Raw genomic sequence first — 24,501 nt, 5'->3', positions numbered from 1 at the left:
CAGAGGGGGAAATACTTTGGCTATAGCGGATTAAAATCAGAAGGGGCAAGGCGGCAAGCCGCAGACAGTACAACCAGTACAGCAAGGCGAGCCAACGCAGTAGCATTCTGATTTTAACCCACTATATCTTTTCAGGCAGCCTCCGCCCTGCCCCGCTCCATCACCACACCCACCGATGCCACGCCGGGCAGGATGCCGGGTTTCACCGCCTTAATCCGCACGCTCTCGCAGGAAGGGAAATGCTTAAGCAGCAGCTGCGCCACATAGCCCGCCAACGCTTCCAGCAGGAAAAACTGCTGGCCGGCCAAGGCCGCCGTTACCAGCTCCGCTGCCTCGGCGTAGCTGATCGTATCGGCCACGTTGTCGCTCTTTTCCGCCGCACTCAGATCAGTGCGTATATCGATATCCAGCAGCACGGTTTGCGGCTGGCGGCGTTCCCAGTCGAAAACGCCGATTAGGGTTTGGGCTTTTAGGCCGTGCAGAAAAACGGTATCCATGCTGTGCTTGTCCTCGTGATAGAATCCGGCTCGTTTGTTTGAATGTGAAAAAATCTTATGGCTGACATCTTGTTTGTGTGGGGCTTGGTTGCCGTGGCCGCCGCCTACTTAATCGGCTCGCTCTCGTTTGCCGTTATCGTATCCAAGTTCTACGGGCTGGACGACCCGCGCAGCTACGGCTCGGGCAACCCGGGCGCCACCAATGTTTTGCGCAGCGGCCGCAAAAAAGCCGCCGCGCTCACACTCTTGGGCGACGCGCTCAAAGGCCTGGTGGCCGTACTGCTTGCCCGATGGCTGCAATCACATTTCGGCCTGGCCGACGAAGTGGTGGCCGCCGTGGCCGTGTCGGTGTTGGTGGGGCATATGTGGCCGCTGTTTTTCGGCTTCAAGGGCGGCAAGGGCGTGGCCACCGCGCTGGGCGTGCTGCTGGCTTTGTCGTGGCCGGTAGCGCTGATTTGCGCGGCGGTGTGGCTGATCATGGCCTTCGGACTGAAAATTTCCTCACTGGCCGCACTCACCGCCACCGTAATCAGCCCGCTAGCCGCCATGTTCTTGGTGCAACAGCCTTCCTGGCAGGCCGCCATTGCCGTGATTGCCGCGCTGGTGCTGCTGCGCCATCGCAGCAATATCCAAAACCTGCTCAGTGGCAAGGAAAGCAAAATCGGCTCAGGCAAATAGCAGCATTGGTTGCCCGATAGAGGCTACCTGAAAAGTTTCAGGTAGCCTTTTGTTTAAATAGCATGGTTTTTAGTCAGCTTGCTCCCACCCCGCATCTTTCAACAGCAAAGCCGCAGCCTGCCGGCCGCTTTGCACGGCGGCTTCCAGCGTAGCGGGATAACGAGGGTGAAGGTAGTCGCCGGCGAGATAGATATGCTGATGGCGCAGCCAGGCGGTGGGGATGGCGGGGTTATCGATGCGGCTGGCGGTGGTGGCGCGTTTTTCGGTGATGACTTGGGCGGCAGTGGGGCGCGGCAAGTGCGGGCAAATGCGCCGCAAATCTTGCTGCACTCGCTTGATCCACTCTTCGCGGCTGAGTTTGCCGTATTGGTCGGACAGGGAAATCACGGCGGACACTTCGCCGCGCCCGAAGCCGAGCGCATCACGGTCGATAAACCATTGTGCCGTGCTTACAGCCAAGCCGGTAATCGGCGCGGGCAGCTCGGGCGAAACGGGATAACGCAAATACACGGTGGTGATGGCGTGGTAGGCTAAAGCATCCAGCGCAGTGGCAATCTCAGGCGGGGCGGCCTCTGGCAGCAGGGGCGGCACATGATAGGGCGCAACGGCCAACACGGCGGCATCGAAGGTTTCGCCGTTCACCAACAGGCTACCTGAAAGCGTTTGTTCAATCTGCGGCACACGCGTTTCCAGCCGGATTTGTGCGCCGTATTTTTGCAGGCGGCGGCATACCGGCTCGGCAAACAGCCGCCCCAAATCCTGCTTGGGCAGCAAAAAATCGCTGGCTGCGCGCTCCGCCCATACGCCGTCGCGCAGCACGTTTTGCAGGCGTTGCAGCGAAGCCTGCTCCAAAGCGGTGTTCATCGCGCCCCACACCAAAGGCTGCCAAAACTGCTGCTGCAAGCGGTGCGACACCTGCTGCTGCCGCAGCCAGACGGCCACAGGAATATCTTCCGCCAAGCGCAGGTTTTGCAAAGCACGCATCTGGCGCAGCAGCGCGGTTTTCTCGCCCCAGCCGATGCCGCGCGCACCCAGTACACCGGCCAGCAAATGCAGCGGCGCGCTCAGGCGTCGGGCAGAAAATTGCAGGCTGTCGGCCAAATGCCATTGCAGCGGCAGGCGCAAAAACGCCTCTTCCTCGCGCACGCCGCAGCGCGCCAACACATCCAACACCTGCCGATACGCGCCCACCAAAATATGCTGGCCGTTGTCGGCATGGGCAAAACCGCTACTGCCGCCCAACGCGCGGGCGCGGCCGCCGCACTGCCGCCCGGCCTCAAACAGGGTGATTTGCGCCCGGCCGCACAACGCTTCCGCCGCCGAGAGCCCGGCCCAACCGCCGCCGATAACCGCCACACGCGGCGCGGCGCTCATGGCTTAAACCCCAAAAGCCAGGTTTTCAGGGCAATCCGCGCTTTGCGCGGCTTCGGAATCGCCAGCTTGTAGCGCAACACATTGGCCGCGCCGTCGCGCTCGATTTCGTTTAAGAGCGCGTAGTAGATGGCGGCCATCACCAGCCCGGCCTTCTGGCCGCGCCGTTCGGCAGCAGGCAGCAAGGCCACGGCTTCGCGGTAGGTTTGGCGGGCACGGGCTACCTGAAAAGCCATCAGCCTGGCAAACTCTTGGCTGTTTCGGCGTTGCAGCAAATCGGCGGCGGGCACGTTGAAACGCTGCAAATCTTCCACCGGCAGGTAAATCCGCCCGGCCACCGCGTCTTCGCCCACATCGCGGATGATGTTGGTAAGCTGCAGGGCCAAGCCCATTTTGTCGGCATAATCCAGCACGGCGGCATCTTGGAAACCGAGGATGCGGGCAATCAGCCGCCCCACCACCCCGGCCACGCGCTGGCAGTATTGCTGCAAGGCGGCGAAATCGGCATAACGCGCCGGGGTTAAATCCATTTCCACGCCGTCAATCACGGCGGTTAATTCGTTTTCAGGTAGCCCGTAGGCCGGCGCCACTTCGCGCATGGCCTGATTAACCGGATGCTCCGGCAAGGCCGCACCGTGAAACACCTTGGCCGCATCCTGCCGCCACCAAGCCAGCGTTTGCGCCGCCACGGCCGGGTCGGCACAATCGTCCGCCACGTCGTCGAGTTCGCGGCAATAGGCATACAGCACAGTCATGGCGCGGCGTTTTTCCGGCGGCAGAAAGCGGAAGCCGGCCAGAAAACTGGAGCCGCTCTCTTCGGCTTTTTGATGGCAGTAGTCGTATGGGGTCATAAAATTGTAATAACCTAATGTGTAGTCAAACTTTAAGGCTACCTGAAAGCGCGAGCTTCAACGAATTTGAAACGAGCACCGCGAGTTTCTGCGAAGCGAAAACCTCAGCCCGCAATATACGCATCATCCGGCTCGCCGTCTTGCCCGCCTTCCACCAGAATCACGTGCCCCAAAAACAAATCGCCGTCATCATAATAGGCCGTGAACCCGTTTTCCTGCAATGCAAGCTCGGACAACTCGATACAACGCGCAAACGCTTTGGCATCCAAGCTTTCCGGCGGCACGGCCGGTTCGTCGGTTTCTTCCTGCCAGCTTACCGCGTCTTCCAGCAGCTGTTCGGCAGCAAAACGGCGCCAGCGATGGTCGAATTCAGCAGCTTGGCTGTGCAGGCGACGCAGTAAGGCGAGGGATTGATTGGCGGTTTCCTCTTGGCCGGCATCGGCGTCAAGCAAGATATGCACTTCCTGCCCCAGCCAATCGGCATGGCCTTCAAAGCTAGCGAAATCGCGGTTGAGGGTAAATTGGCCGATGCCCGGCTCGTTCAGCACCACCGGCGTCAGATAATGTTCCAGCTCGGCCTGCAAGGCGGGCGAATCCGGGTTTTCTTCCAGGATTTCCAGCAGCATAAAGCAGGGCAGGGAAAAGTTTCGGTCTTCACGCTGCGGCCGCACGCGCAGGCGGTAGATGCAGTTGGGGCGCAGGGAAAAGCGGTAGTGTTCGGGGGCGGTACTTTCCACCAGCCATTCGAGCCGCACGGTTTGGCGGTGGCATTGGCCGTCGGCATCGATATAGGCGGCACAATGGCGGCTGGCCGTCCACAACACATCGCGCCCACCCTTGCCCGCACCACCACCGCTACTGCTATCAGTAAGCACCAGGATTTCCTGCTCCTGCGGCTGGTAGAGCTGATCGAAGGTTTGCTGCTCTTGGCAGATACGTTTTTTGTTACTCATCACTTGGTCTCTTGAGGGAAAGGCTACCTGAAAACGGGGTTTCAACGAAGTGGATCAGTGTTTTCGTAACTAAGTCTGAATTGCTGCGTGGTAGTGAATTAAAATAAAAATGGGACAAGGCGGCGAGCCGCAGACAATATGCGTAATACAGCTAGGCAAGCCAACGCAGTAGCATTCTTATTTTAATTCACTATAAAAGGCACATTATCCGGTTTTCAGGGCTACCTGAAACCACCCTCCTCCACCAAACCAAAGAAGCCGGCCTCGAAAGCCGGCTTCCGCCATTTATTATTCCCGTAGCGAATCTACACGGATGCTGTGTTCCATCTGGCCGGCAGGGACCGTGTTGCTGTCTTTTTTACGTTCAAGGTGTTTCAGGTAGCCTTCGTCGATGTCACCGGTCACGTAGCAGCCGTTGAAGCAGGAGCTGTCGAAACCTTCGATGGCAGGATTGAGTGCTCGCACCACGTTCTCCAAGTCGCCCAAATCTTGGAACACTACGCCGTCGGCGGAGATTTCGATGGCGATTTGTTCGATGTTGCGGCCACTGGCAATCAGCTCGTTGCGAGTGTGCATATCGATGCCATATACATTGGGGTAGCGCACTTCGGGAGCGGCAGAGGCAAAATACACTTTCCGTGCTCCGGCGGCGCGCACCATTTCCACAATCTCGCGGCTGGTAGTGCCGCGCACGATGGAGTCGTCTACCAGCAGCACAGATTTGCCAGCAACTTCGCTGTCGATGGGATTGAGCTTCTGGCGCACGGATTTTTTGCGCGTGGCTTGGCCGGGCATAATGAAGGTGCGGCCGATGTAGCGGTTTTTAATAAGGCCTTCGCGGTAGGGCTTGCCCAGGTGCATGGCCAGCTGCAAGGCACTAGGGCGGCTGGTATCCGGGATGGGCATTACCACGTCGATTTCTCCTACTGGCAGGCTACGTTTCACTTTTTCGGCCAGGGTTACACCCATATCGAGCCGCGCTTGGTACACCGACACACCATTCATCACGGAATCGGGGCGAGCAAAATAAACGTATTCAAACAGGCAGGGCAAGAGGCGCGACGCTTCGGCACATTGGCGGCTGTGAAACTCACCATTAAAACCGATAAACACAGCTTCGCCTGGCGCAATATCGCGCACCAATTCGTAGCCCAGGTTGGGGAAAACGATAGATTCGGAAGACACTATATAGGCAGTGCGCCCCACTTCGTCGGTGTGCTTGCCCAACACCAGCGGGCGGATGCCGTGCGGGTCGCGGAAGGCGAGCATGCCGTAGCCGGAAATCAGCGACACCACGCCGTATGCGCCGCGCACTTGGCGGTTGAGCGCAGCCACAGCATCAAACACATCGGCCACTTCCAGCTTGCTGTGGCTGCCGATCACGTGCTGCAGTTCGCTGGCCAATACGTTGAGCAACACTTCGGAATCTGAGCCGGTGTTGATGTGGCGCAGGTAGCGGCGGCACAGATTGGCATTGAGTTCTTCGGTATTGGTGAGATTGCCGTTGTGTGCCAGCACGATGCCGAAGGGCGAATTCACATAAAAGGGCTGCGCTTCAGCGCTGCTGGCGGCATTGCCGGCGGTGGGATAACGCACATGGGCGATGCCGGCGTTGCCCACTAGGTTGCGCATATCGCGTGTGCGGAACACGTCGCGCACCATGCCGGTGTCTTTGTGCATATGGAGCATCTCGCCCTCGGCGGTTACGATACCGGCAGCATCCTGCCCACGGTGCTGCAACACCTGTAAGCCGTCATACAGCAACTGATTTACCGGCTCAAAGGCCACCATGCCCAACACGCCACACATAAACTCACTCCCCCGGCTCTTGCCGGTAGTCGACACGATCCGCCATAAACGGCGGCAGATACGGCACGGCCAATTGAGCCAAGCCCTCGAAAACAAATGCGGTTTGCGAATACTGCCATTCCTCGCTCTTTGGCAAATCGGTAAACGCGCAGGCCAGCACCGCCAGCGTGACCGCCAGCACCCCCTTCACCGCGCCGAACACGCCACCGAGCAAGCGGTTTGCCCCACCCAGCCCGGCCGCGCCGGCAGACGAAGTGAGCAAGGTTTGCAGTAGTCGGAACAGTAGACGCGCCAGCAGAAATACACCGATAAACGCTGCTACCACCGCCAGTGCATGCGGCTTAAGGCTACCTGAAAGCCAGTCGCCCACTGATGGAGCAAGCAGCTTGGCCGCCAGCAGCGAGCCCAGCCAAGAAACCAAGCCCACCAATTCGGCCACCACGCCGCGAAACAGCGAAATCAAGGTAAACGCCGCAATCACCAGCAGCGCGAGATAGTCAAACAGAGTCATCAGCGCTCCAGCAGGATGCCATCCAGCCCCTGCGATTTAATTTTGCCCATTGCTTGGCCGGCGGCCTGGCGGTTGGGATATGAGCCGGTGCGTACTCGGTAGAGCGCGTTGCCACCTTTGTTGGCCGGCGGCGCCACATAGGCGCTCACGCCCGCATCGGCCAGCCGTTTTTGCACGGCGCGTGCCTGCTCTTCGGTGGTGTAAGCACCCACCTGAATCACCATGCGCCGCTCCGTCTGGGCAGATTGATTGTCGGCAGCTTTGCCGTTGCCGGCCACATGGTTGGCAGCGCGGTTATTCAAAATATCTTCCGGCGAGAGGCGGTTGCCGTTTGGCTTACGTTCCTGCCGGCGTTCGGCTGGGCGGCGGCTCTCGGCTGGTTTCTGTTCGGTCGGCTTCGGCTCGACCGGTTTGCTTTCGGCACGGCGCTCATTCGGCTGCGCGGCCGGCGTTTGCGGTTTCACACCCTCGGCGCGGCGCGGGGTTTCCGACACGGCAGGCTTAGCCTGCGGCTGAGCCGCCGGTTTATTGTTTTCTGCCTGTTGCGCGCGCGGCTCGGCAGGTACTGGCTTGGCTTCTACACGCGGCTGCGGCGCAGGCTTGCTTTCAGCCCGCACCGGCGGTGCAACCGGGCGGCTCGGCTGCGGATTGGCCGTGTTGCTAGAGTTGGCCAGCGGGTTGGGCAGCACCGTGGTGCGTGCCTCCACCGGCTTGGCCGGCTGCACGGGCTGCGGCGCAGGCGGAGCAGGCTCCACAACCACTGCTTCCGGCTCAACAACCGGTGCCGACACAGGCTGCGGCTGCATTTCCACCGAAGTATCAGCACCGGTCGGCACTTCGGCCACCGGCTCGGGCAACGGCTGGGTTTTCACCACCATGGAAGCCGCAGTTTCGCTGCCGCCGCTCACGGTGATTTCGCCCGGTGCGGCAGTATTTTGGCTGCTGCCCATCACTTTGGCCAGCAGCAGCGCCACCACCGTGGTGAGCAGCAGCGCGCCCACCAAGCGGCGGCGGTTTTTGCGCTTAATCTGCTCGTATTCTTCCAGATGGCGCCAATTCGGGTTGGATTGGGGTGGCATAATTCCTTATTCCTGTTGCGGTGCGCCCATCACTTCGGCCACCGTGTGAAACGAACCAAATACGACAATTCTATCATTTTCCCCCGCCTCCGATAAGGCAGCGCGATAGGCCTCGCCCACGCTGGCAAACAGGCGAACATTGGCCGCACCAGCCGCTTCCAGATGCTGCCGCAATGCTTCCGCCGAAAGGCCGCGCGGCAGCGGCAGCGGGGCAACCAGCCATTCGTCGAACTGGTCTTGCAGCAGGGAAACCACTGTGTCGATATCTTTATCGGCCAACATGCTAAACACCGCCAGCCGCTTTTCGGCAAACGGCAGCGCCATCAGGCTGCGACGCAATGCGCGGGCGGCGTGCGGGTTGTGGCCGACATCCAAAATAGTGAGCGGGCGGCCGGGCAACACCTGAAAACGGCCGGGGTGGCTCACCAGCAACAGCCCGCGTTTGATCGCACCGATATCCACCGGCAGCCGTGCATTCAGGCATTCGAGCACGGCCAGCGCGCAGGCGGCATTGCCCAGCTGATAGCCGCCGCGCAGGGCGGGAAAAGGCAGCGCGTTACGATTGCGGCTACCTGAAAACAGGCGGCTGCGTTCGGGATGAAAGTGAAACGACCATTGCTGCTGCTCCAGCTTGCTGAAGCCGAAATCGCGCCCGGCCAGCAAGAGGTCGGCGCCGATGGCTTCGGCATGGCGGCGCAGCGATTCAGGCGGCGGGTTTTGGGCGCAGATGGCGGGTTTGCTAGCGCGGAATACGCCCGCCTTTTCAAAGGCCACCTGCTCCACCGTATCGCCCAAAAAGGCTTGGTGATCCAAATCCACCGACGTTACCACCGCTACGTCGCCGTCAAAAATATTCACCGCGTCTAGCCGGCCGCCGAGCCCGACTTCCAGAATCATCACATCGGTTTCAGCGCGCTGGAAAATATCCACGGCGGCCAAGGTGTTGAACTCGAAATAAGTGAGTGCGGTATCGCCGCGTGCGGCTTCGATGCGCTCGAAAGAGGCGGCAATAGTTTCGTCGGCAGCGGGCTGGCCGTTCACGCAGATGCGCTCGTTGTAGCGCAGGATGTGCGGGCTGGTGAGCATGCCGGTTTTGAACCCGGCGGCGCGGTAGATGCTTTCCAAAAAGGCACACACCGAGCCTTTGCCGTTGGTGCCGGCCACCACGATTACGGGGCATTGCGGCTGCAAACCCATCCGCTCTTTCACCGCACGCACGCGCTCCAAGCCCAAATCAATGCTGCCGTGGCTGTGGGCGGTGCCGCCGGTGTAGGCAGTTTCGAGGTGGGCGAGCCATTGGGAGAGTGTTTTCATTTGTTCAACCTTGTTTGAGGGCTACCTGAAAATGCCAAACGGGTTTTCAGGTAGCCTATATACGCCGATACGGGCAGCTTGGCGAAGGTTAGCTGAAAATAATAGTGTCGGTCGGCATTATTGTGCCAAGCGCTTGCTGGCCGGATTTTGAGCGGCGTTTTCAGGTAGCCTGCTTTAACTGACGAAGGCTACCTGAAAACGGTTAAACCTTTTCAGGTAGCCTTTTGCCGCCGCATTATACCGCAGCAAAATTCAGCCCGACACACTCTCCAGCGCGGCGGCAATCAGTGCGCCCGTGGCAGCATCGATTTGCCCGGCGGCAGTTTCGGCCGCATCCAAACCGCGCCCCGCCACCAACGGCAACACGCGGCGGTACAGCACCTGCACGCGGCCGTTTTGCTCGTACACCAACACTTTCAGCGGCAGCTCGGCGGCCAGCAGCAAATCGGCCTGCATCAGCGGCGTGCCTTTGGCCGGGTGGCCGACAATCAGCAGGCTGGCGGGCGCCAGCGGCAGGCCGTGTTCGGCGGCCAGTGCGGAATGCGGGATTTCGGCAAACAGGGTAATCTGCTTGGCGGCAAAAGCCTGTTTCAACACGGCCAGCGTTTCGGCAAAACCCAAGCAGCTGGGCAGGATAAGGTGGTTGGGATTGGTCATGGGGTTGAGTCCTGTGTGCAATGAAAAAGCCAATAAAGTATGCCGCGTTGGCGCAGCCGTTTTTTAGCGGAAATCCTGCATATCCACCGGCTTGCTCCGTTTCTTCCGCGCCTGCCCCCAACGCGCCCACACACGCAGGCGGCGCAATCCTTCGGCATCAGCGGAATCCGGCCACACAGCCTGGTAAATCTGCCGGCCGCCATCGGTTTGCCAGTGCAAGAGTTGCAGCCACGGCAGCACCACGCCGCCGCGCAGGGTGGCCGCCACGGCGATTTGCTGCGACTGCAAAAACAGCACGGCCTCGCCGCCGCTGCCCACTGTGAGGCTGCCGATTGGCAACAGCCGGCGCAGGGCATACCAAGCGGCAAAGGCGGTGAGCGCGAGGCCGATCAGGCGCAGCCAACCAGCGAAATACAGCAGCCAGATAACGGCCAGCCACACCCATGCAGCCAACTGCAGCACGTGTTGCAGCCGCGAAGGCCGAAAGGCTACCTGAAAAGGCTGCATGGCGGCTACATCATGTTGTCCACCACGGGGCTGACGCGGATGTCATCGTCATCCGTGTCTAGCACCATGTCGTGGAATTCGAGATCGAAAAAGCGGGTAAACAGCTCGGGCGTGAGCTCCGGCCATTGCTCCTGCGGCACTTCCCACGAAGCAATCTCACCGCTGAACACCTCGCGCCAGCGTTCGCCGAACAGGCCGGCGCTCTCTTCGGGCGTATCGGCCTGCGCCAACAAATATACGCTGCAATTGCTGCGGATTTGGGCAAGGGTGAGGTCGGGCAGGTCGTCGCCAGTGCTTTTGAGCCAGGCGAGGAAAGCTTCGGTGGGCTTCACCACCACGGCGCTGCGGTCTACAAAATACATGGTATTTCCTTGGGTTGGTTTTCGCGGTTTCAGGTAGCCTTTGCAACAATAGTTACAGGCTAGCTGAAAACGTACCGTTTAAAACTATCAAATATTTAATGGAGGTAATCGGCTTTTCAGGTAGCCTGCCGGGCAAGATACAGGCTACCTGAAACAGATTTTCTGAAGTGTCGGATTTCTGAAAAACCTGAACACTGGCATCCGCTACAGCGGATAATCGTAATCCACTACCAGCGGGGCGTGATCGGAGAATTTCTCCTGCTTATAAACATGGGCGGAGCGGGCGCGCTCGGCCAGAGCGGGCGTGGCCATTTGGTAGTCGATACGCCAGCCCACGTCTTTGGCATAGGCCTGGCCGCGCTGGCTCCACCAGGTGTAGCCGGGCGTTTCGGGATAGAGCGTGCGCCAAATATCCACCCAGCCGAGTTCGGCAATCACTTTGCCGATCCACTCGCGCTCTTCAGGCAAGAAGCCGGAGTTTTTCAGATTGCCTTTCCAATTTTTTAAGTCGATGTTTTGGTGCGCAATATTCCAATCGCCACAGATCACGATGTCGCGGCCTTGGATTTGCAGCTCGCGCAGCATCGGATAGAAGGCTTCTAAGAAGCGGAACTTCACCTGCTGGCGTTCTTCCGAACTGCTGCCGGACGGCAGGTAGAGCGAAATCACCGACAAATTGCCAAAATCAGCCTGCACGAAGCGGCCTTCGGCATCGAATTCGGCAATGCCCATGCCGGTTTGCACGCGGTCTGGCTCACGTTTGCTATACAGCGCCACGCCGGAATAGCCGCGCTTTTCAGCACAATGCCAAACGCCGTGCATACCGTGCGGGGCTTTCATGCTGTCATCTAAATCGGCTTCTTGAGCCTTGAGCTCCTGCACGCAAACTATATCGGCGCCGCTCGCGGCAAGGTATTGGTGGAAGCCTTTTTTATAGGCAGAACGGATGCCGTTTACGTTGGCAGAAATAATGCGCATGGGTATTTCCAAATAAAGTTATTGCTTGATTATACAGGGAAGCAGGCTACCTGAAATGTTCAGGTAGCCTGTTTAGCCAGCGTTTGCCGCCACACCAGATAATCACGCAACGGCGGCATGGGCGGGTTGATGCAATGCGGGCAAATGCCGGTTACGTCTTTATCGTCAAATCTTGGTGGAAAGCATCCGGATCGAAACGGGACTGCTGCATCACCGCCTGCTGCTGCACCATATACACCATATCAAATTCGTACCACTCAAGATTTCAGCCAGCAGTTCGGTTTCTCCTGGGCTAAATGGGGCGGTATTGTTTTGAATCATGCGAGCATAATCGGCATTTTGGATTTTTTGTTGCAAGTAAGATTACAATACTCATCAAAATTTGAATTTAAATAAAAGGAAACTAATGCAGTAATTCGCATTCTTGGTCGATATTATTACCTCCAGAAAATACCTCTTTATTATCGCAACGGCTACGACTTCTTTGGCAAATCCGCACGGTTTGATCTTGGTTTATCAACAAAACCCGTGGCTCTTTATTTACATCAAAGGCCACGGCTTTAATTGTATATTTGTCTCCCAACACCCCACGTGCATTACCTTGGAATTTAATACAGAAATGCTGCGTTTGACTAACCGCCAACACCGGCCAAGTAGTGGAAGTGGCTTTAAAAGTGCGGTTTCTCGTATAGAAACGCTCCATCGCCCGACTATTTTCCAACAAAGCAGCATTCGCCTCTTCCAAACGGGATTTTCGCACAAACGATTGGTATGAAGGATACGCAATGGCTGCCAAAATCGCCACTATGGCAATAATGATCATCAGCTCCATCAGTGTGAAACCGCGTTTGGTGAAAACAGATAAACCGTTCATATTGCTACTCCTTTAGATAATTATTAGGACACGCAGTATAAACGGCTTTAGAAAAAAATGAAATATCCTGTTACTATTAGTATTGCTCGCAGTCCTGCATTGTAGAGGCATTGCAACGACTGAGAATACCTATGCTATTGTAGTAAAGAGCTTGCGTTTCACGAGGATTTTTCGGTTTTGCAATAATTTCGTAGCTATCTGCCTTGGGACTACCTGGTGCGAAATCAATAGTAAAGTACTCCGTATCAACCGGATCTGTCGCTGGGCTACTTGAATCGGTAAAGGTCCTTTTACTGGCATATAAGCGCTCCATATCCCTAGCCTTTACCATGATACTTGCCTTGGCCTCCTCCATATGAACCCTTCGCATGAAAGCCTCATAACTTGGATATGATAGAGTAACCAAAATAGCAATCAATGCAATAATGATCATCAGCTCAACTAAAGTAAACCCACTTACGTTTGATTTATTCATCGCAATAAAACTCCATTTTTCTTATTATTCTTCATTCTGAATCGTATCCCAACTCATAATTATAATTTCTCTTACCTCTAATCCGGCTGACTCCGCGCCCGATAAATTTCATCCTTCATTTGGCGTATCGCCTCCGGTAAGCCCAAAAACACAGCTTGCGCAATGAGCGCATGGCCAATATTCAGCTCACGAATCGGCAAAATCCGTGCTACCGGCGCTACGTTGTGAATCGTCAAACCATGCCCGGCATTGACCACCAAACCCAGTTCAGAAGCAAAATAGGCTGCCTCTTCCAAGCGCAACAACTCGCTTTGTCGAGCGGTATGCGAAGTTGCATCGGCATATGCGCCGGTATGCAGTTCAATGGCTTGCGCGCCAACATCACGAGCAGCCTTGATTTGCTGCTCATCTGCATCGATAAACAACGAAACGCGGATGCCGGCAGCATTTAATTGCTGCGTAAACTCCGCTACTGTCTGCTGTTGCGCCAACACATCCAAGCCGCCTTCAGTGGTTACTTCCTGCCGTTTCTCTGGCACGATGCACACATCTTCCGGCTGCACCTGCAAAGCGTTATCCAGCATTTCTGCCGTCAGCGCCATTTCCAAATTCATACGGGTGCGGATTGCCTGTTTGATGGCAAATACGTCTGCATCTTTGATATGGCGGCGATCTTCACGCAAATGCAGGGTAATCAAATCCGCGCCATGAGTTTCGGCAACCAAAGCTGCCTCCGACGGGCTGGGATAGCGCGTACCGCGTGCATTACGCAAAGTGGCAACGTGGTCGATATTAACGCCCAACAGCATATTCTTTCCTTTCGGGTATCGAATTTGGCAATTTAGCTTTATGACTCACGCTGTAGCTATATCTAGCAACCAGCATGCCATTACCACAAAGCTTTTCCAAGGTACGGTCAACACCGCAACCATACAAATCATCACTTAAGCGCCATAATTTCCTATACTTGCAAGCAGGGAACGAAAAATTGGCGCTCGATTAACCGCTTATTCAGATACAAAGGCTACCTGAAAGCCTGTATCTGCTGCAACACCTGCCGCGATTTAATCCCTTCCGACAGGCGAAAATCCAGCAGCAGGCGCGTAATCCGGCGGGCCTGCTGCAAAGCGGCGGCATCAGTAAATTCGCCGTTTTGCAGCTGAATCAACACATCGCCATCCACCACCACCCCTGGCTGCACTTCTACCGGCGTCAGGCTATGCCGCTGCTCCAACGGCAGCACCGCATGTTCCGGCCGCAGCCAGTATTGCCGGTCTGCTCCCACCGGACAACCTGCGCTGTCTTTCTGCAAATCCGGGGCGTAGCCCGCCAACGTGAGCAAGGTCCACTCAAAACGGCGCAGCACGGCAGCATGATTCGGCTCGGTGCACAAAGTACGCATCACCTCTCGCAAGGTTGCATACAACGCGGGCTGCGGGTCTTCTCGGGCAGTGAGTTTCTGCACCAACTCATTCACATACAGCCCGCTCAGCAGCGCCCTGCCCTGCGGCTGCGGCCAGCCGCCCAGCCATTCGGCGCGATGTAGCGTTTTCAGTTCTTCCTTGCCATACCAGGCTACCTGAACCGGCACGAACGGCACCAATACGCCGCGTAATTCACTCTGCCGTTTGCGCGCGCTGCGCGCCACCACCGCCACCCGCCCGTAATCGCGGCTAAACAGCTCCGCCAGCAGGCTGGTTTCGCGCCACGGCGTAGCCGACAACAAAAACGCCGGCTGGGAATCGATACGGTTGGGCTGCTTCATAACTCGTTAAAGAACAATGGGAAAGCGGCTATTTAATTTTTCAGGTAGCCTTTAATTGGCAGCATGCCATCAGCCATGCCGGCGGCGGCTGTCCGGCAGCGGCAAATCCGCCCATTTCATCACCGAGGCCACTTCCGCCGCGTTCAGCTCATAAAACTGCCCGCGTTTCAATCGGTTGGGCAAACCAATCGGCCCAAACCCAGTGCGCACCAGGCGGCTCACGGTAAGGCCGAAATGCTCGAAAATGCGGCGCACTTCGCGGTTGCGCCCCTCTTTGAGCACCACATTATACCATTTGTTCGCGCCTTCCCCGCCCTGGCTGTGAATGCGTTCCACCCGCGCCAGGCCGTCTTCCAGCATCACGCCCTCGCTCGCAAGCAGGCGCATCTCATCCATGCCCAGCTCGCCCAACACGCGCACTGCGTATTCACGTTCCACCTCAAAGCTCGGGTGGGCAAAACGGTTGGCCAGCTCGCCGGAAGTGGTGAGAATCAGCAGGCCGCTGGTATTGATGTCCAAGCGGCCGATGGCCACCCAACGGCTGCTCGCCGCCTGCGGCAGGCGGTCGAAAATGCTCACGCGCCCTTGCGGGTCGTCGCGCGACACAATCTCACCTTCCTGCTTGTAATACAATATGATACGCGGCAGCCTATCTGGCCATTTCAACTTAATGACGCTGCCTTTCACCAACACCTGGTCTTCCGGCTGCACCTTATCGCCCAGCTGCGCCACCTTGCCGTTCACCGTTACCCAACCGTTTTGAATCCACTCCTCCATCTCGCGGCGCGAACCTACGCCCGAAGCGGCCAGCGCCTTTTGCAGGCGCACCGGCTCGATGCCGCTCAAATCGGAACGCTGCTCCTGCAAACGGCGCACTTGGCTCTGCACTTTTTGGTTGCCCGGGCGCACCGCAAGCTTTTTTGCCCGTGCCACGCGGGTTTTTGGTGCTTTCTCCATTTCAGGCCGCTGCTGGCGCTTAGGGCTAGCTGAAGCTTTTTCATCGGCGCGGCGCGGATTGCGTTTATTGGAATCGCGTTGGTTTTTCATATAGTTACACTCCTAATCCGTGATATTTATCAACGGTTCTTCTGCAGCACGAAGCGGCAGGGTTGGGGAAAATGATGGAATAGGCTACCTGAAAACGAGGCCTAAACAAAATTAAAACAATAGGGCTACTGTAAAGCAAACATCAGCAACGCCATCTGTTTTTCAGGTAGCCCAAACGGTATCGTCGTTCAAAATAGAAATCAGACCATCCCGTGAAATGAGATGTTTTAGCCGCGGTTTACGTTTACGGCACAATGTGCCGTAGATTGGCTGTTTTACAGGCTGCTCGGAAAGCGGCATTTTTGGGTTTGGCTTGAGGCAGCTCCCCGACACAGTGTTCATACACAGAGAAGCGTTCTCGCCACACCCAAACAGCTAATCATCTTACTGTAAGCCGAACAAACAAGCCAAGCAAATCGCTCAAGCCAAACTAAGGGCTACCTGAAACCATACGGCTATCTTTCATGCCGCTTCTCAAGTTTCAGGTAGCCTTTATTATTTACAGCCAGCTTCTACAAACCGGCCATAACTAAAACGCTTACTTCCCCCTACTGCGTCGGTTCGCCCAGCAGGGGGAAATTGTTCAGCCATATCAGGCGCGGCGGCCTTGGGCGGCCGGTTTGCGGGCTTTGCTACGCGGGTTGCCAGCGGGACGGCCTCCGAATGGTTTGCCACTGGCGTTGGGCTTGCGGCCGCCTTTTTGTTTCCAACCGCCGCCTTTGGGTTTGCGAGGGGCTTTGCTGCGCTTGCGGGTGGGTTCCATGCCTTCGATGGTGAATTCAGGCAACTTGCGGCCGAGGTATTTTTCGATTTTGTGCACCGCCACGTATTCGTTCACTTCGGCAAAAGTGAGGGCGAGGCCGTGGCGGCCGGCGCGGCCGGTGCGGCCGATGCGGTGCACGTAGTCTTCGGCCTGTTTGGGCAGGTCGTAGTTGATCACGTGGGTGATGCTGGGCACGTCGATGCCGCGCGCAGCCACATCGGTAGCCACCAGCACTTTAATCCGGCCTTTGCGCAAATCCATCAGCGTACGGTTGCGCCAGTTTTGCGGCATATCGCCGTGCAGACAGTTGGCGGCGAAGCCTTTTTCGTAGAGTTCGTCGGCCAGCTGTTCGCTCATGGCTTTGGTGCTGGTGAAGATGATGCACTGGTCGATATTGGCATCGCGCAAAATATGGTCGAGCAGGCGGTTTTTGTGGTTTTTATCGTCGCAGTAAAAGAGCTGCTCGTCGATTTTGCCTTGGTTGTCTTCGCGTTCGATTTCAATCACTTCGGGATTTTTAGTGAGCCGGCGGGCGAGCTTGCCCACGGCGCCGTCCCAAGTGGCGGAAAAGAGCAGGGTTTGGCGGCTTTCGGGCGTAGCGGCCACGATGGTTTCGATGTCGTCGATAAAGCCCATATCCAGCATGCGGTCGGCTTCGTCGAGCACCAGCACTTCGAGGCGGTCGAAATCGATGCGGCCGCTGCGCATGTGGTCCATCAGGCGGCCTGGCGTGGCCACCACCAAATCAATTGGCTTGGCCAGCGCCTTGATTTGAAAACCGAAAGACGAGCCGCCCACCAGGGTGACGGTGCGCAGCCATTTCATATTTTGGGCGTAGATTTTGGCGTTTTTTTCCACCTGCGCCGCCAGCTCGCGCGTGGGCGTGAGCACGAGGATGCGCGGGCCTTTGCCGGATTTGTCGCTGCGGCGGGTGATGCGTTGCAGGCTGGGCAGCAGGAAAGCGGCAGTTTTACCGGAGCCGGTTTGTGCCGAAGCCATGATATCGCGGCCATCGATGGCGGCGGGCAGGGCTTGGGTTTGGATGGGGGTGGGCTCGATGTAGCCGGCAGAACGCAGGGCGGCGAGCAGGTTTTTATCGTGCAGCAGGTCGCTGAATTGGATGGTCATGTGTTTCCAAAAAGGACAACAATACTTTCCGCCCGCACAAAACGGGCAGCCGCGAAGCAAAAGGATGCGCTAACAGAAAGAAGCGGGATTCCTTCGCTTTCCATACTAGGGCAGGCCGCAAACAGTACAGGCAGTACGGCAAAACGGGCTCATGCAGCAAAGAAAGTGAGGGCAACCGCTGGATGTTACGCAAAAGATTGTCGCAAGCAAAGCGCTTGGAGTGGCATCGGCGACAACCTGCGAAGCAGAGAAGGATTGCACGCAAAATGCGGCAAACAGACGCAGCTGTAAAACTGCGGGGGCTGAAGACGATGGCTTCGAACAAAAAAGAGGCGGCATCTTAGGCGTTTGCTTGGAATCGGTCAAGCAAAATCTTTGGATTTACACCTATCTACCGAAAAGGCTACCTGAAAGCCACAGTTGCCCGTTTGGAGCGACGGGGCAATTAACCGTAAAATAGCCGCACTCCTTTTTCCACTTTTCAGGTAGCCTCACATGAGCGAAATCACCGCCTTTGCCAACCGGCTGGGCAAAAACGCCAAACACCTCATCAAATGGGCGCGCCGGCAAAATATCGAAGCCTGGCGGCTCTACGACCGCGACATCCCGCAATACCCCTTCGCCATCGACATCTACGGCAACCACGTCCACCTGCAGGAATACGACACCGGCTGGATCATGCAGCATGCCGAATACGAAGCCTGGCTGGCCGAAGTGGTGGAAGCCGTGCAATTCATCACCGGCTTTCCCGCCGAACACATCCACCTCAAACAGCGCAGCCGCCAGCGCGGCAGCAGCCAATACGAAAAAACCGGCCGCAGCGGCGAAGATTTTATCGTGCACGAAAACGGCCGCGCCTTCTGGGTAAACCTCGACAAATACCTCGACACCGGCCTCTTTCTCGACCATCGCAACACCCGCGCCCTCGTCGGCAGCGAAGCCCAAGGCAAACGCTTCCTCAACCTCTTCTCCTACACCGGCAGCTTCAGCGTATATGCCGCCACCGACGGCGCTGTTAGCAGCGAAACCGTCGATTTGTCCAACACCTATCTCGATTGGGCGCGGCGCAACTTCGAGCTCAACCGCATCAACCCCGAGCAGCACCGCATCATCCGCGCCGACGTATTCCAATACCTGCAAACCGCCGCCGCCGAAGGCAAACGCTTCGACCTCATCGTGATGGACCCGCCCAGCTTTTCCAACAGCAAAAAAATGCTCGACATCCTCGACATCCAGCGCGACCATCCCCGCCTCATCCGCGAAGCCATGCAGCTGCTCGAACCCGGCGGCACGCTTTATTTTTCCAACAACCTGCGCAGCTTCGAGCTCGAACCCGCCGTGGCCGAACGCCATGCCGTAGCCGAAATCAGCCGCCAATCCGTGCCCGAAGACTTCCGCAACCGCAAAATCCACCGCTGCTGGACAATCAAACACCGCTAAAGCAAAGGCTACCTGAAAACATCCAAACCGTTTTCAGGTAGCCTTTTATATCCGCCCTTATGAACCGATCCGCCATCGATCGCGCAGCCGCCATCCTATTCGCCCTGCTCAGCGCCGCCCTGATTACCGCTTTTTTTGCCGACAGCCGTTTTTTCTATTGGGCATTCGCCCGGCATCATAACCCCCTGAGCTGGTACATCCGCCCGCTGTTCCTCATCCCCTTCTGCCTCGCAGCCTACCGCCGCAGCCACGCCGGTATTTGGGCTACTTTGTTGCTGCTGCTCAGCAGTATGTTTTGGTTTCCCCCACCCGACTATCCAAACGAACGCATCCAGCAGTTTTTGGCCATGGAGCAAAACTTCCTGCTCGGCGGCTGGAATACGGCCAAAGTCTTGGCATCGGGCATGGTTGCCCTGAGCCTGACGCTGATTGCCACCGCCTTCTGGCAGCGCAAACCACGCCTCGGGCTGTTCTGCCTAGCCGCAGCTGCCGCAGGCAAAATCCTGTGGAGCATCCGTTACGGCCGGGCGGCGGGCTACGCCGTTATCCTGCCCGCAGCCTTCGGCCTGCTGCTCTGCACCTTCGTTATCGGCATGATATTGCATAAAATCAAGCGGCGGCCTTAATGGATAAAGGCTACCTGAAAATCTACAATCGATTTTCAGGTAGCCTTTACCAAGCATCCGGATCAAACTACAGCGGCTCAATCTCCACCGTTTCGCCCGCCGCCTCGCCCAGCACTTCGTTCAGCATGGCGAAAAAACCGCTGCCGTCGCGGGTGGAGCGCCATTCGCCGTCGCGCAGGGCGAAGTGGTAGCCGCCGCTTTTGGCGGCAATCCACAGCTCTTGGTTCGGCGTGTGGCGGTTTACGATAATCTGCGTGCCGTTATCGGCCTCGATGGTGAGCACATTGCCGTTGTGTTCGCAGTCGAAATCGGCGCCGCACTGGTCGAGCTGGTCTTCGATGTAGGCAAACAATTGGTCGGAATAGCGCAAAAATTCGGTCTCGGTCATGATGGTTTGTGTATGGTGGCATTTTTGTTTAAGATGGCCCATCTTGCCACAGCCGCCTGTTTCAGGCAATTTCGAGTTGATGATGATGCGAACCTTATTCCCCGCCCTCGCCGCTGCACTGCTCCTGAGCTCCTGCGGCTACAAAGGCGACCTCTACCTGCCCAAAGAAAGCGACCGTGCCCGATTCGCCCCCGTGCAAACCGGCCTGCAATTCAGCCCTATCGCGCCGATGCCCGATGTACAGCCGCAACCGCTGCCTTTTAGCAAATAAGCACGGCTTAATAGCCGGTTCAAAATTCGGCGCATGAGCACTCTGCCTCAAAGGGTGGGCAATATAGCCAAAGCACATTCCTTCCTACTGGGCAACGAACTAACATGATGGAAAGGAAATATTTCGGCCATACTTTTTCAGGTAGCCTCATCCCTGCTGGAGGCTACCTGAAAAAATAAACTTCAGCAATATTGAGTATCCCGCCGTTCCTGCCTGGTTTTCACTTCTTTGACGGCAGGATGCTGCCGGCATCGGCGACGCGGCGGTGTCATTTTTCAGGTAGCCCTCTCCTGCTCCCGCCGATACGCTTCCTGCAAGGGTTTAATCCGCGCTAGCCTGTCGGTGGCGATGGCTTCGGCGATGCGTTGCGGTTGCTCGGTGTGGGCGGCGGCGATGGCGGCGGTGTCGGTTTGCTGCGCGGCGGCGAGCAGGGCGAGCCAGTGTTCGCGCTGCGGGTAGGCGGCGTGTTCGAAGCCGAGGCGGCCTTGCGCGTCGGCGCGGCATACGTTGAGCATGGCGGCGAAGCGTTCGGGGCGGCGGTAGGCATCGGTTTGCTGCAAAATTTTGGCGGCGGTTTGCGGGCGCAATTCGGCCGCTTTATGCAGCTGCCCGTGCCAGCGGCACACTTGCACGGCCAAGTCGGCGCAGGCTTTGGGCACTTTCCAGCGCTGATTAACCGCCTGCACCAGCGGCACGCCGGCTTCTTCGTGGCCGTGGTGTGCGGGCAGGATTTCGGGCGCGGTGGCGGCTTTGCCCAAATCGTGCAGCAGCGCGGCGTAGCGTTCGGGCAGGCTCAATCCGGCATCAGCAGCGCTTTGCAGGGTGAGCAGGGTGTGGATGCCGCAGTCGATTTCGGGGTGGTAGTCTGCGCGCTGCGGCACGCCGAACAGGGCTTCCACTTCGGGCAGCAGCACGGCGAGCGCGCCGCATTGGCGCAGCACGTCAATCATGCGCACCGGCCGCGCTTCCATCAGCCCGCGCGCAAACTCCTGCCACACGCGCTCGGCCACCAGCGCATCGGCTTCGCCGTTTTGCACCATATCCACCATCAGGCGCAGGGTTTCGGGGGCTACCTGAAAACCGTAGCAGGCGGCAAACCGCGCGGTGCGCAAAATCCGCACCGGGTCTTCGGCAAAGGCGGGGGAAACGTGGCGCAATATGCCCGCGGCCAAATCGGCCTGCCCGCCGAAGGGGTCGATAATCTGCCCGGCCGCATCCTGCGCCATGGCGTTGATGGTGAGGTCGCGCCGTTGCAGGTCTTGCTCCAGGGTAACGTCCGGCTCGGCATGGAAGGTGAAGCCGGCATAGCCGCGCCCGGTTTTGCGCTCGGTACGCGCCAGGGCGTATTCCTCATGCGTTTCGGGGTGCAGGAACACCGGAAAATCCTTGCCCACCGGCTGATAGCCCGCCGCGAGCATGGCCAGCGCATCGGCGCCCACCACCACCCAATCGCGGTCTTTCACTTCCCGCCCAAACAAGGCATCGCGCACCGCACCGCCCACCAGATAAATCTCCATTTGCCCTTTTCCTGTTTGCAGTTCGTCCAAACCGAATCATGCCCGATTTGCCCCGTTTTGCCAAAACCGCCGATTCAGGCTACCTGAAAAATATCCACCTATATCAAGCCAGCCGCCTGATTTTGCTGCTACAATACACCCCAACCCTTTCCTCACCCTTGGAGATCGCCATGAAACCCTCCCTACTGCTCCTGCTCGCCATTCTGCCCCTCACCGCCCACGCCCGCAGTCTAACGGTAGATGCGAATAAACTGCCTCCCGGCTGGCAGGCCGAAGTGCAAAGCGACAGCTGCGACAGAGATGGCATGATTTGCATGGGCCCAGCCCAAGTTACCCTGCGCCACGGCAGCTTCTCGCAAAGCTTCCGCAGCGAACAACTCTCTTTCCACAACAATGGATTGTGGCCAAGTGATGTGCAAATGGGTGACTACAACTTCGACGGCAAACTCGACCTGGCCATCCGCAACGGCAATGGTGGCTACTACAGCAGCCCCAGCTACGATATCTACGTGCAGACCCAATCCGGTCGCTTCGTTAAAAGCCGCGAGCTCACCGAGCTCGCCTCCGACTACATGGGTATGTTCCGCGTGGATGCCGCCCGCCACACCCTGACCACCGCTGCCCGCGACGGCTGCTGCTTCCACGCCGAAGAAACCTGGCAGATTATCCCTGGTCGCGCTCCGCGTAAAATCGCCGTCACCACATGGGATAGCCGACAAGCCAACGGCGCTTACATCGAAATCACCACCAAACGGCTCGTGAACGGCCGCTGGCGGCAAAGCGTACGCCGCGAGCGCTGATATCCGCGCCAATTTTTCAGGTAGCCTCTATCCAGCCTAACAGGCTGAAAACCATGCCCTGTTGTTTAATGGCAGATTGCCTGCCCGCCTTTGCTTAAGATTGAGACTTAGCCCGTACAATCCATTGAAAACAGAGTGAGTATAAACCCACCCTGTACCAAATGCATACTGTTTGGCAAAGACTTCAGGCTACCTGAAAACTTGAACAGCCCGACACTTCAAACAGCGGCATAACAATGCCGCCTCCTAGCTGACCCTCGCAGTAAAAAAGGCTACCTGGGACTTTCAGGTAGCCTTCTCATTTATCCCAACATCAGCCAGCCATACAGCTTAAACACCAGCCAGCCTAAAAACGCACCGGCGGGCAAATCCATCAGATAGTGCTGCTTGGTAAACATACAAGAAAGCGCGATCAACACCGGAAAGGCAAACGCCACCGCGCCCATGCTCGGGTAGGCATACATGGCCGTAAGCATCGCCACCGAAACGTGCATGCTCGGGAAGCAGTTGGTGGATTGGTCGAACTTCTGCACAAACAGCAAAAACTTCTCCGAAGCCGTTTTGCCCGTGTTCACACTGCGCCAGTGCGGCGGCGTGGACACCGGCCACAGCCAGAAAAACACCATTTGTACAAACAGCAAAATCAAAAAGCTAAACGCCGTCATCACAAACTGGCGCGAATCCGCCATCAGCCAGTTTAAATACAAAATTGCCGGATAATACAAAAAGCTATACACCCACGACCACCAAGCCACAAACGGAATCTTCTCATCCAGTGGCGAATTCAGCACCTGTGCCGGTCGCAGCGGGTGGCGCTGGGTGAAAAAATAAAACTGATACGCCCCCACAATCAAAATCCCACTCAACACCAAATTCACTACATAATCCACAGCGGTCATCTGCCGCTCCCTTATCGTGTAAAATGTTGTGAAGGCTAGCAACCGGCCACCTTTTTGTCAATTTACTAACATTGCCACTATGCTCAAAATCACGCCCATTTCCGCTCTTGCCGATAACTACATCTGGCTGCTCCAACAAGACAACGAAGCCGTCTGCATCGACCCCGGCGACGCCGCTCCCGTAGCAGGCTACCTGAAAGCCCACGGCCTGGCGCTGCGCCAAATCTGGATTACCCACCACCACGCCGACCACACCGCCGGCCTGCCCGAGCTCATCCGCCAGTTCCCCGACTGCCGCGTTTATGCCAACCGCGACATCCCACACGCCACCCACACCGTAGGCGAAGGCAGCCGCTGGCCGCTCTGGCAAAGCCGAGTGGAAGTTTGGCACACCCCCGGCCACACCCAAACCCACCTCAGCTACCTGCTGCAAGCAGTCGGGCAAGCCCATCTCTTCTGCGGCGACACCCTCTTTTCCGCCGGCTGCGGCCGCGTCTTCGACGGCACCCCCGCCCAACTCTTCGCCTCCCTGCAACGCATCAACAGGCTACCTGAAAACACCCTGCTCTACCCCGCCCACGAATACACCGCCGCCAACCTGCGTTTCGCCGCACACATCGAGCCGCACAACCCCGAAATCGCCCACAGCCTGGCCGCCGCCGTGCACACGCCCACCCTGCCCGTATCCCTCGCCCACGAGCGGCAAATCAACCCCTTCCTGCGCACCGCCGATTTTCAGGTAGCCTCCCGCACCGCCGAACTCAGCAACCAAAGCCTGCACAGCGAAGAGCAAGTCTTCACCGCCCTGCGCGAATTGAAAACCCATTTTTAAACCCACATGGCAGCTTGATTGCGGAGATAAAAAGGCTACCTGAAAGTACCGCGCAGCGTAGTTTCTGCGCAACTAAATATTTCAGGTAGCCTTTTGGCGGCAATCTTTG

27 protein-coding genes and 1 pseudogene are annotated in these 24,501 nt (G+C 57.5%); 6 read left to right on the top strand and 22 right to left on the bottom strand.

Annotated elements, in window-relative coordinates; translation table 11 throughout:
• Positions 1-131: 131 nt before the first annotated feature.
• Entirely contained in the window at positions 132-497 is a 366-nt protein-coding gene (gene folB / locus EZJ17_RS01790) for a dihydroneopterin aldolase (protein WP_067440604.1), read from the bottom strand.
• A 57-nt stretch (positions 498-554) separates the two neighbouring features.
• On the opposite strand from folB, the gene plsY reads away from it, so the two are divergent.
• Positions 555-1,175 (top strand): glycerol-3-phosphate 1-O-acyltransferase PlsY, encoded by a 621-nt coding sequence (gene plsY, locus EZJ17_RS01785; RefSeq protein WP_369799466.1) that lies wholly within the window; start codon positions 555-557, stop codon positions 1,173-1,175.
• A 69-nt stretch (positions 1,176-1,244) separates the two neighbouring features.
• Here plsY and hpnE read toward each other — a convergent pair whose 3' ends face one another.
• The 18 genes and pseudogenes from hpnE to EZJ17_RS01695 form a co-directional block, all read right to left on the bottom strand.
• Positions 1,245-2,549, bottom strand: coding sequence for a hydroxysqualene dehydroxylase HpnE (gene hpnE / locus EZJ17_RS01780; RefSeq protein WP_067440601.1), 1,305 nt, complete (start codon positions 2,547-2,549; stop codon positions 1,245-1,247).
• Positions 2,546-3,397 carry a presqualene diphosphate synthase HpnD gene (gene hpnD / locus EZJ17_RS01775; protein ID WP_067440598.1) on the bottom strand — a complete coding sequence of 284 codons (852 nt, stop codon included), beginning with the start codon at positions 3,395-3,397 and terminating at the stop codon, positions 2,546-2,548. The genes hpnE and hpnD overlap by 4 nt, the downstream gene beginning before the upstream one ends.
• Before the next feature lie 104 nt (positions 3,398-3,501).
• Positions 3,502-4,350: a DUF2262 domain-containing protein gene (locus tag EZJ17_RS01770; RefSeq protein WP_067440595.1), complete on the bottom strand. Its 849-nt coding sequence runs from the start codon at positions 4,348-4,350 to the stop codon at positions 3,502-3,504.
• A gap of 288 nt (positions 4,351-4,638) precedes the next feature.
• On the bottom strand, positions 4,639-6,159 hold the full coding sequence (gene purF, locus EZJ17_RS01765; protein ID WP_067440592.1) for an amidophosphoribosyltransferase: 1,521 nt from the start codon (positions 6,157-6,159) through the stop codon (positions 4,639-4,641).
• A gap of 4 nt (positions 6,160-6,163) precedes the next feature.
• On the bottom strand, positions 6,164-6,670 hold the full coding sequence (locus EZJ17_RS01760) for a CvpA family protein (RefSeq protein ID WP_067440589.1): 507 nt from the start codon (positions 6,668-6,670) through the stop codon (positions 6,164-6,166).
• Positions 6,670-7,749, bottom strand: a complete 1,080-nt coding sequence (locus tag EZJ17_RS01755) for an SPOR domain-containing protein (RefSeq protein ID WP_067440586.1) — start codon at positions 7,747-7,749, stop codon at positions 6,670-6,672. The genes EZJ17_RS01760 and EZJ17_RS01755 overlap by 1 nt, the downstream gene beginning before the upstream one ends.
• Before the next feature lie 6 nt (positions 7,750-7,755).
• A complete protein-coding gene (folC, locus tag EZJ17_RS01750) occupies positions 7,756-9,063 on the bottom strand; it encodes a bifunctional tetrahydrofolate synthase/dihydrofolate synthase (protein WP_067440583.1) in 1,308 nt (435 codons plus the stop codon).
• 252 nt (positions 9,064-9,315) lie between these two features.
• Positions 9,316-9,720, bottom strand: a complete 405-nt coding sequence (locus tag EZJ17_RS01745; protein ID WP_067440580.1) for a DUF302 domain-containing protein — start codon at positions 9,718-9,720, stop codon at positions 9,316-9,318.
• A 63-nt stretch (positions 9,721-9,783) separates the two neighbouring features.
• A complete protein-coding gene (locus EZJ17_RS01740; protein WP_067440577.1) occupies positions 9,784-10,227 on the bottom strand; it encodes a protein YgfX in 444 nt (147 codons plus the stop codon).
• 5 nt (positions 10,228-10,232) lie between these two features.
• The gene (locus EZJ17_RS01735) at positions 10,233-10,589 is read right to left on the bottom strand and encodes a hypothetical protein (RefSeq protein WP_067440574.1); all 357 of its coding nucleotides are present in this window, start codon (positions 10,587-10,589) and stop codon (positions 10,233-10,235) included.
• A gap of 204 nt (positions 10,590-10,793) precedes the next feature.
• Positions 10,794-11,567, bottom strand: coding sequence for an exodeoxyribonuclease III (locus tag EZJ17_RS01730; protein ID WP_067440571.1), 774 nt, complete (start codon positions 11,565-11,567; stop codon positions 10,794-10,796).
• A gap of 59 nt (positions 11,568-11,626) precedes the next feature.
• Positions 11,627-11,888, bottom strand: a pseudogene (locus EZJ17_RS01725) (hypothetical protein).
• Between the two features lie 82 nt (positions 11,889-11,970).
• Positions 11,971-12,441, bottom strand: a complete 471-nt coding sequence (locus EZJ17_RS01720; RefSeq protein ID WP_067444196.1) for a type IV pilin protein — start codon at positions 12,439-12,441, stop codon at positions 11,971-11,973.
• 76 nt (positions 12,442-12,517) lie between these two features.
• On the bottom strand, positions 12,518-12,916 hold the full coding sequence (locus EZJ17_RS01715; RefSeq protein ID WP_067440569.1) for a type IV pilin protein: 399 nt from the start codon (positions 12,914-12,916) through the stop codon (positions 12,518-12,520).
• 77 nt (positions 12,917-12,993) lie between these two features.
• Positions 12,994-13,725, bottom strand: a complete 732-nt coding sequence (pdxJ, locus tag EZJ17_RS01710; protein ID WP_067440566.1) for a pyridoxine 5'-phosphate synthase — start codon at positions 13,723-13,725, stop codon at positions 12,994-12,996.
• A 215-nt stretch (positions 13,726-13,940) separates the two neighbouring features.
• Positions 13,941-14,681, bottom strand: coding sequence for a DNA repair protein RecO (gene recO / locus EZJ17_RS01705; protein ID WP_151086009.1), 741 nt, complete (start codon positions 14,679-14,681; stop codon positions 13,941-13,943).
• A 69-nt stretch (positions 14,682-14,750) separates the two neighbouring features.
• Positions 14,751-15,728 carry a pseudouridine synthase gene (locus tag EZJ17_RS01700; RefSeq protein WP_151086006.1) on the bottom strand — a complete coding sequence of 326 codons (978 nt, stop codon included), beginning with the start codon at positions 15,726-15,728 and terminating at the stop codon, positions 14,751-14,753.
• Between the two features lie 592 nt (positions 15,729-16,320).
• Positions 16,321-17,619: a DEAD/DEAH box helicase gene (locus EZJ17_RS01695; RefSeq protein WP_151086004.1), complete on the bottom strand. Its 1,299-nt coding sequence runs from the start codon at positions 17,617-17,619 to the stop codon at positions 16,321-16,323.
• A gap of 495 nt (positions 17,620-18,114) precedes the next feature.
• Here EZJ17_RS01695 and EZJ17_RS01690 point away from each other — a divergent pair, with 495 nt between their 5' ends.
• Positions 18,115-19,059 carry a class I SAM-dependent methyltransferase gene (locus EZJ17_RS01690; RefSeq protein WP_067440554.1) on the top strand — a complete coding sequence of 315 codons (945 nt, stop codon included), beginning with the start codon at positions 18,115-18,117 and terminating at the stop codon, positions 19,057-19,059.
• Between the two features lie 59 nt (positions 19,060-19,118).
• Positions 19,119-19,685: a hypothetical protein gene (locus EZJ17_RS01685; RefSeq protein WP_067440551.1), complete on the top strand. Its 567-nt coding sequence runs from the start codon at positions 19,119-19,121 to the stop codon at positions 19,683-19,685.
• A gap of 67 nt (positions 19,686-19,752) precedes the next feature.
• On the opposite strand, the gene cyaY is transcribed toward EZJ17_RS01685, so the two are convergent.
• Positions 19,753-20,076: an iron donor protein CyaY gene (gene cyaY / locus EZJ17_RS01680; RefSeq protein ID WP_231868043.1), complete on the bottom strand. Its 324-nt coding sequence runs from the start codon at positions 20,074-20,076 to the stop codon at positions 19,753-19,755.
• Positions 20,077-20,152: 76 nt separating this feature from the next.
• Here cyaY and lptM point away from each other — a divergent pair, with 76 nt between their 5' ends.
• Positions 20,153-20,344, top strand: a complete 192-nt coding sequence (gene lptM / locus EZJ17_RS01675; protein WP_082880678.1) for an LPS translocon maturation chaperone LptM — start codon at positions 20,153-20,155, stop codon at positions 20,342-20,344.
• 275 nt (positions 20,345-20,619) lie between these two features.
• Here the strand turns inward: lptM and EZJ17_RS01670 are convergent, their stop codons facing one another.
• The gene (locus EZJ17_RS01670; protein ID WP_067444192.1) at positions 20,620-21,861 is read right to left on the bottom strand and encodes a multifunctional CCA addition/repair protein; all 1,242 of its coding nucleotides are present in this window, start codon (positions 21,859-21,861) and stop codon (positions 20,620-20,622) included.
• Between the two features lie 38 nt (positions 21,862-21,899).
• Here EZJ17_RS01670 and EZJ17_RS01665 point away from each other — a divergent pair, with 38 nt between their 5' ends.
• Positions 21,900-22,661, top strand: coding sequence for an FG-GAP repeat domain-containing protein (locus EZJ17_RS01665; RefSeq protein ID WP_067440542.1), 762 nt, complete (start codon positions 21,900-21,902; stop codon positions 22,659-22,661).
• Positions 22,662-22,963: 302 nt separating this feature from the next.
• Here the strand turns inward: EZJ17_RS01665 and EZJ17_RS01660 are convergent, their stop codons facing one another.
• Positions 22,964-23,560 (bottom strand): phosphatase PAP2 family protein, encoded by a 597-nt coding sequence (locus EZJ17_RS01660; RefSeq protein WP_067440539.1) that lies wholly within the window; start codon positions 23,558-23,560, stop codon positions 22,964-22,966.
• Positions 23,561-23,639: 79 nt separating this feature from the next.
• On the opposite strand from EZJ17_RS01660, the gene gloB reads away from it, so the two are divergent.
• Positions 23,640-24,392: a hydroxyacylglutathione hydrolase gene (gene gloB / locus EZJ17_RS01655; protein ID WP_067444190.1), complete on the top strand. Its 753-nt coding sequence runs from the start codon at positions 23,640-23,642 to the stop codon at positions 24,390-24,392.
• Positions 24,393-24,501: the final 109 nt, after the last annotated feature.

This window comes from Eikenella exigua (assembly GCF_008805035.1).
In the GTDB taxonomy this organism is placed as follows: domain Bacteria; phylum Pseudomonadota; class Gammaproteobacteria; order Burkholderiales; family Neisseriaceae; genus Eikenella; species Eikenella exigua.
The sequence above is the reverse complement of the archived record's forward strand: the minus strand, read 5'-3'. Positions and strand labels throughout refer to the sequence as shown.

Coding starts and splice junctions, on each gene's coding strand:
- lptM (WP_082880678.1), top strand. CDS start 20,153: ATGATGATGCGAACCTTATTCCCCGCCCTCGCCGCTGCACTGCTCCTG.
- folB (WP_067440604.1), bottom strand. CDS start 497: ATGGATACCGTTTTTCTGCACGGCCTAAAAGCCCAAACCCTAATCGGC.
- EZJ17_RS01735 (WP_067440574.1), bottom strand. CDS start 10,589: ATGTATTTTGTAGACCGCAGCGCCGTGGTGGTGAAGCCCACCGAAGCT.
- folC (WP_067440583.1), bottom strand. CDS start 9,063: ATGAAAACACTCTCCCAATGGCTCGCCCACCTCGAAACTGCCTACACC.
- EZJ17_RS01745 (WP_067440580.1), bottom strand. CDS start 9,720: ATGACCAATCCCAACCACCTTATCCTGCCCAGCTGCTTGGGTTTTGCC.
- EZJ17_RS01740 (WP_067440577.1), bottom strand. CDS start 10,227: ATGCAGCCTTTTCAGGTAGCCTTTCGGCCTTCGCGGCTGCAACACGTG.
- EZJ17_RS01755 (WP_067440586.1), bottom strand. CDS start 7,749: ATGCCACCCCAATCCAACCCGAATTGGCGCCATCTGGAAGAATACGAG.
- EZJ17_RS01760 (WP_067440589.1), bottom strand. CDS start 6,670: ATGACTCTGTTTGACTATCTCGCGCTGCTGGTGATTGCGGCGTTTACC.
- EZJ17_RS01690 (WP_067440554.1), top strand. CDS start 18,115: ATGAGCGAAATCACCGCCTTTGCCAACCGGCTGGGCAAAAACGCCAAA.
- pdxJ (WP_067440566.1), bottom strand. CDS start 13,725: ATGCTGTTGGGCGTTAATATCGACCACGTTGCCACTTTGCGTAATGCA.
- EZJ17_RS01685 (WP_067440551.1), top strand. CDS start 19,119: ATGAACCGATCCGCCATCGATCGCGCAGCCGCCATCCTATTCGCCCTG.
- plsY (WP_369799466.1), top strand. CDS start 555: ATGGCTGACATCTTGTTTGTGTGGGGCTTGGTTGCCGTGGCCGCCGCC.
- EZJ17_RS01700 (WP_151086006.1), bottom strand. CDS start 15,728: ATGAAAAACCAACGCGATTCCAATAAACGCAATCCGCGCCGCGCCGAT.
- gloB (WP_067444190.1), top strand. CDS start 23,640: ATGCTCAAAATCACGCCCATTTCCGCTCTTGCCGATAACTACATCTGG.
- purF (WP_067440592.1), bottom strand. CDS start 6,159: ATGTGTGGCGTGTTGGGCATGGTGGCCTTTGAGCCGGTAAATCAGTTG.
- EZJ17_RS01660 (WP_067440539.1), bottom strand. CDS start 23,560: ATGACCGCTGTGGATTATGTAGTGAATTTGGTGTTGAGTGGGATTTTG.
- EZJ17_RS01720 (WP_067444196.1), bottom strand. CDS start 12,441: ATGAACGGTTTATCTGTTTTCACCAAACGCGGTTTCACACTGATGGAG.
- recO (WP_151086009.1), bottom strand. CDS start 14,681: ATGAAGCAGCCCAACCGTATCGATTCCCAGCCGGCGTTTTTGTTGTCG.
- EZJ17_RS01695 (WP_151086004.1), bottom strand. CDS start 17,619: ATGACCATCCAATTCAGCGACCTGCTGCACGATAAAAACCTGCTCGCC.
- hpnE (WP_067440601.1), bottom strand. CDS start 2,549: ATGAGCGCCGCGCCGCGTGTGGCGGTTATCGGCGGCGGTTGGGCCGGG.
- EZJ17_RS01715 (WP_067440569.1), bottom strand. CDS start 12,916: ATGAATAAATCAAACGTAAGTGGGTTTACTTTAGTTGAGCTGATGATC.
- EZJ17_RS01665 (WP_067440542.1), top strand. CDS start 21,900: ATGCCCGATTTGCCCCGTTTTGCCAAAACCGCCGATTCAGGCTACCTG.
- EZJ17_RS01770 (WP_067440595.1), bottom strand. CDS start 4,350: ATGAGTAACAAAAAACGTATCTGCCAAGAGCAGCAAACCTTCGATCAG.
- hpnD (WP_067440598.1), bottom strand. CDS start 3,397: ATGACCCCATACGACTACTGCCATCAAAAAGCCGAAGAGAGCGGCTCC.
- EZJ17_RS01730 (WP_067440571.1), bottom strand. CDS start 11,567: ATGCGCATTATTTCTGCCAACGTAAACGGCATCCGTTCTGCCTATAAA.
- EZJ17_RS01670 (WP_067444192.1), bottom strand. CDS start 21,861: ATGGAGATTTATCTGGTGGGCGGTGCGGTGCGCGATGCCTTGTTTGGG.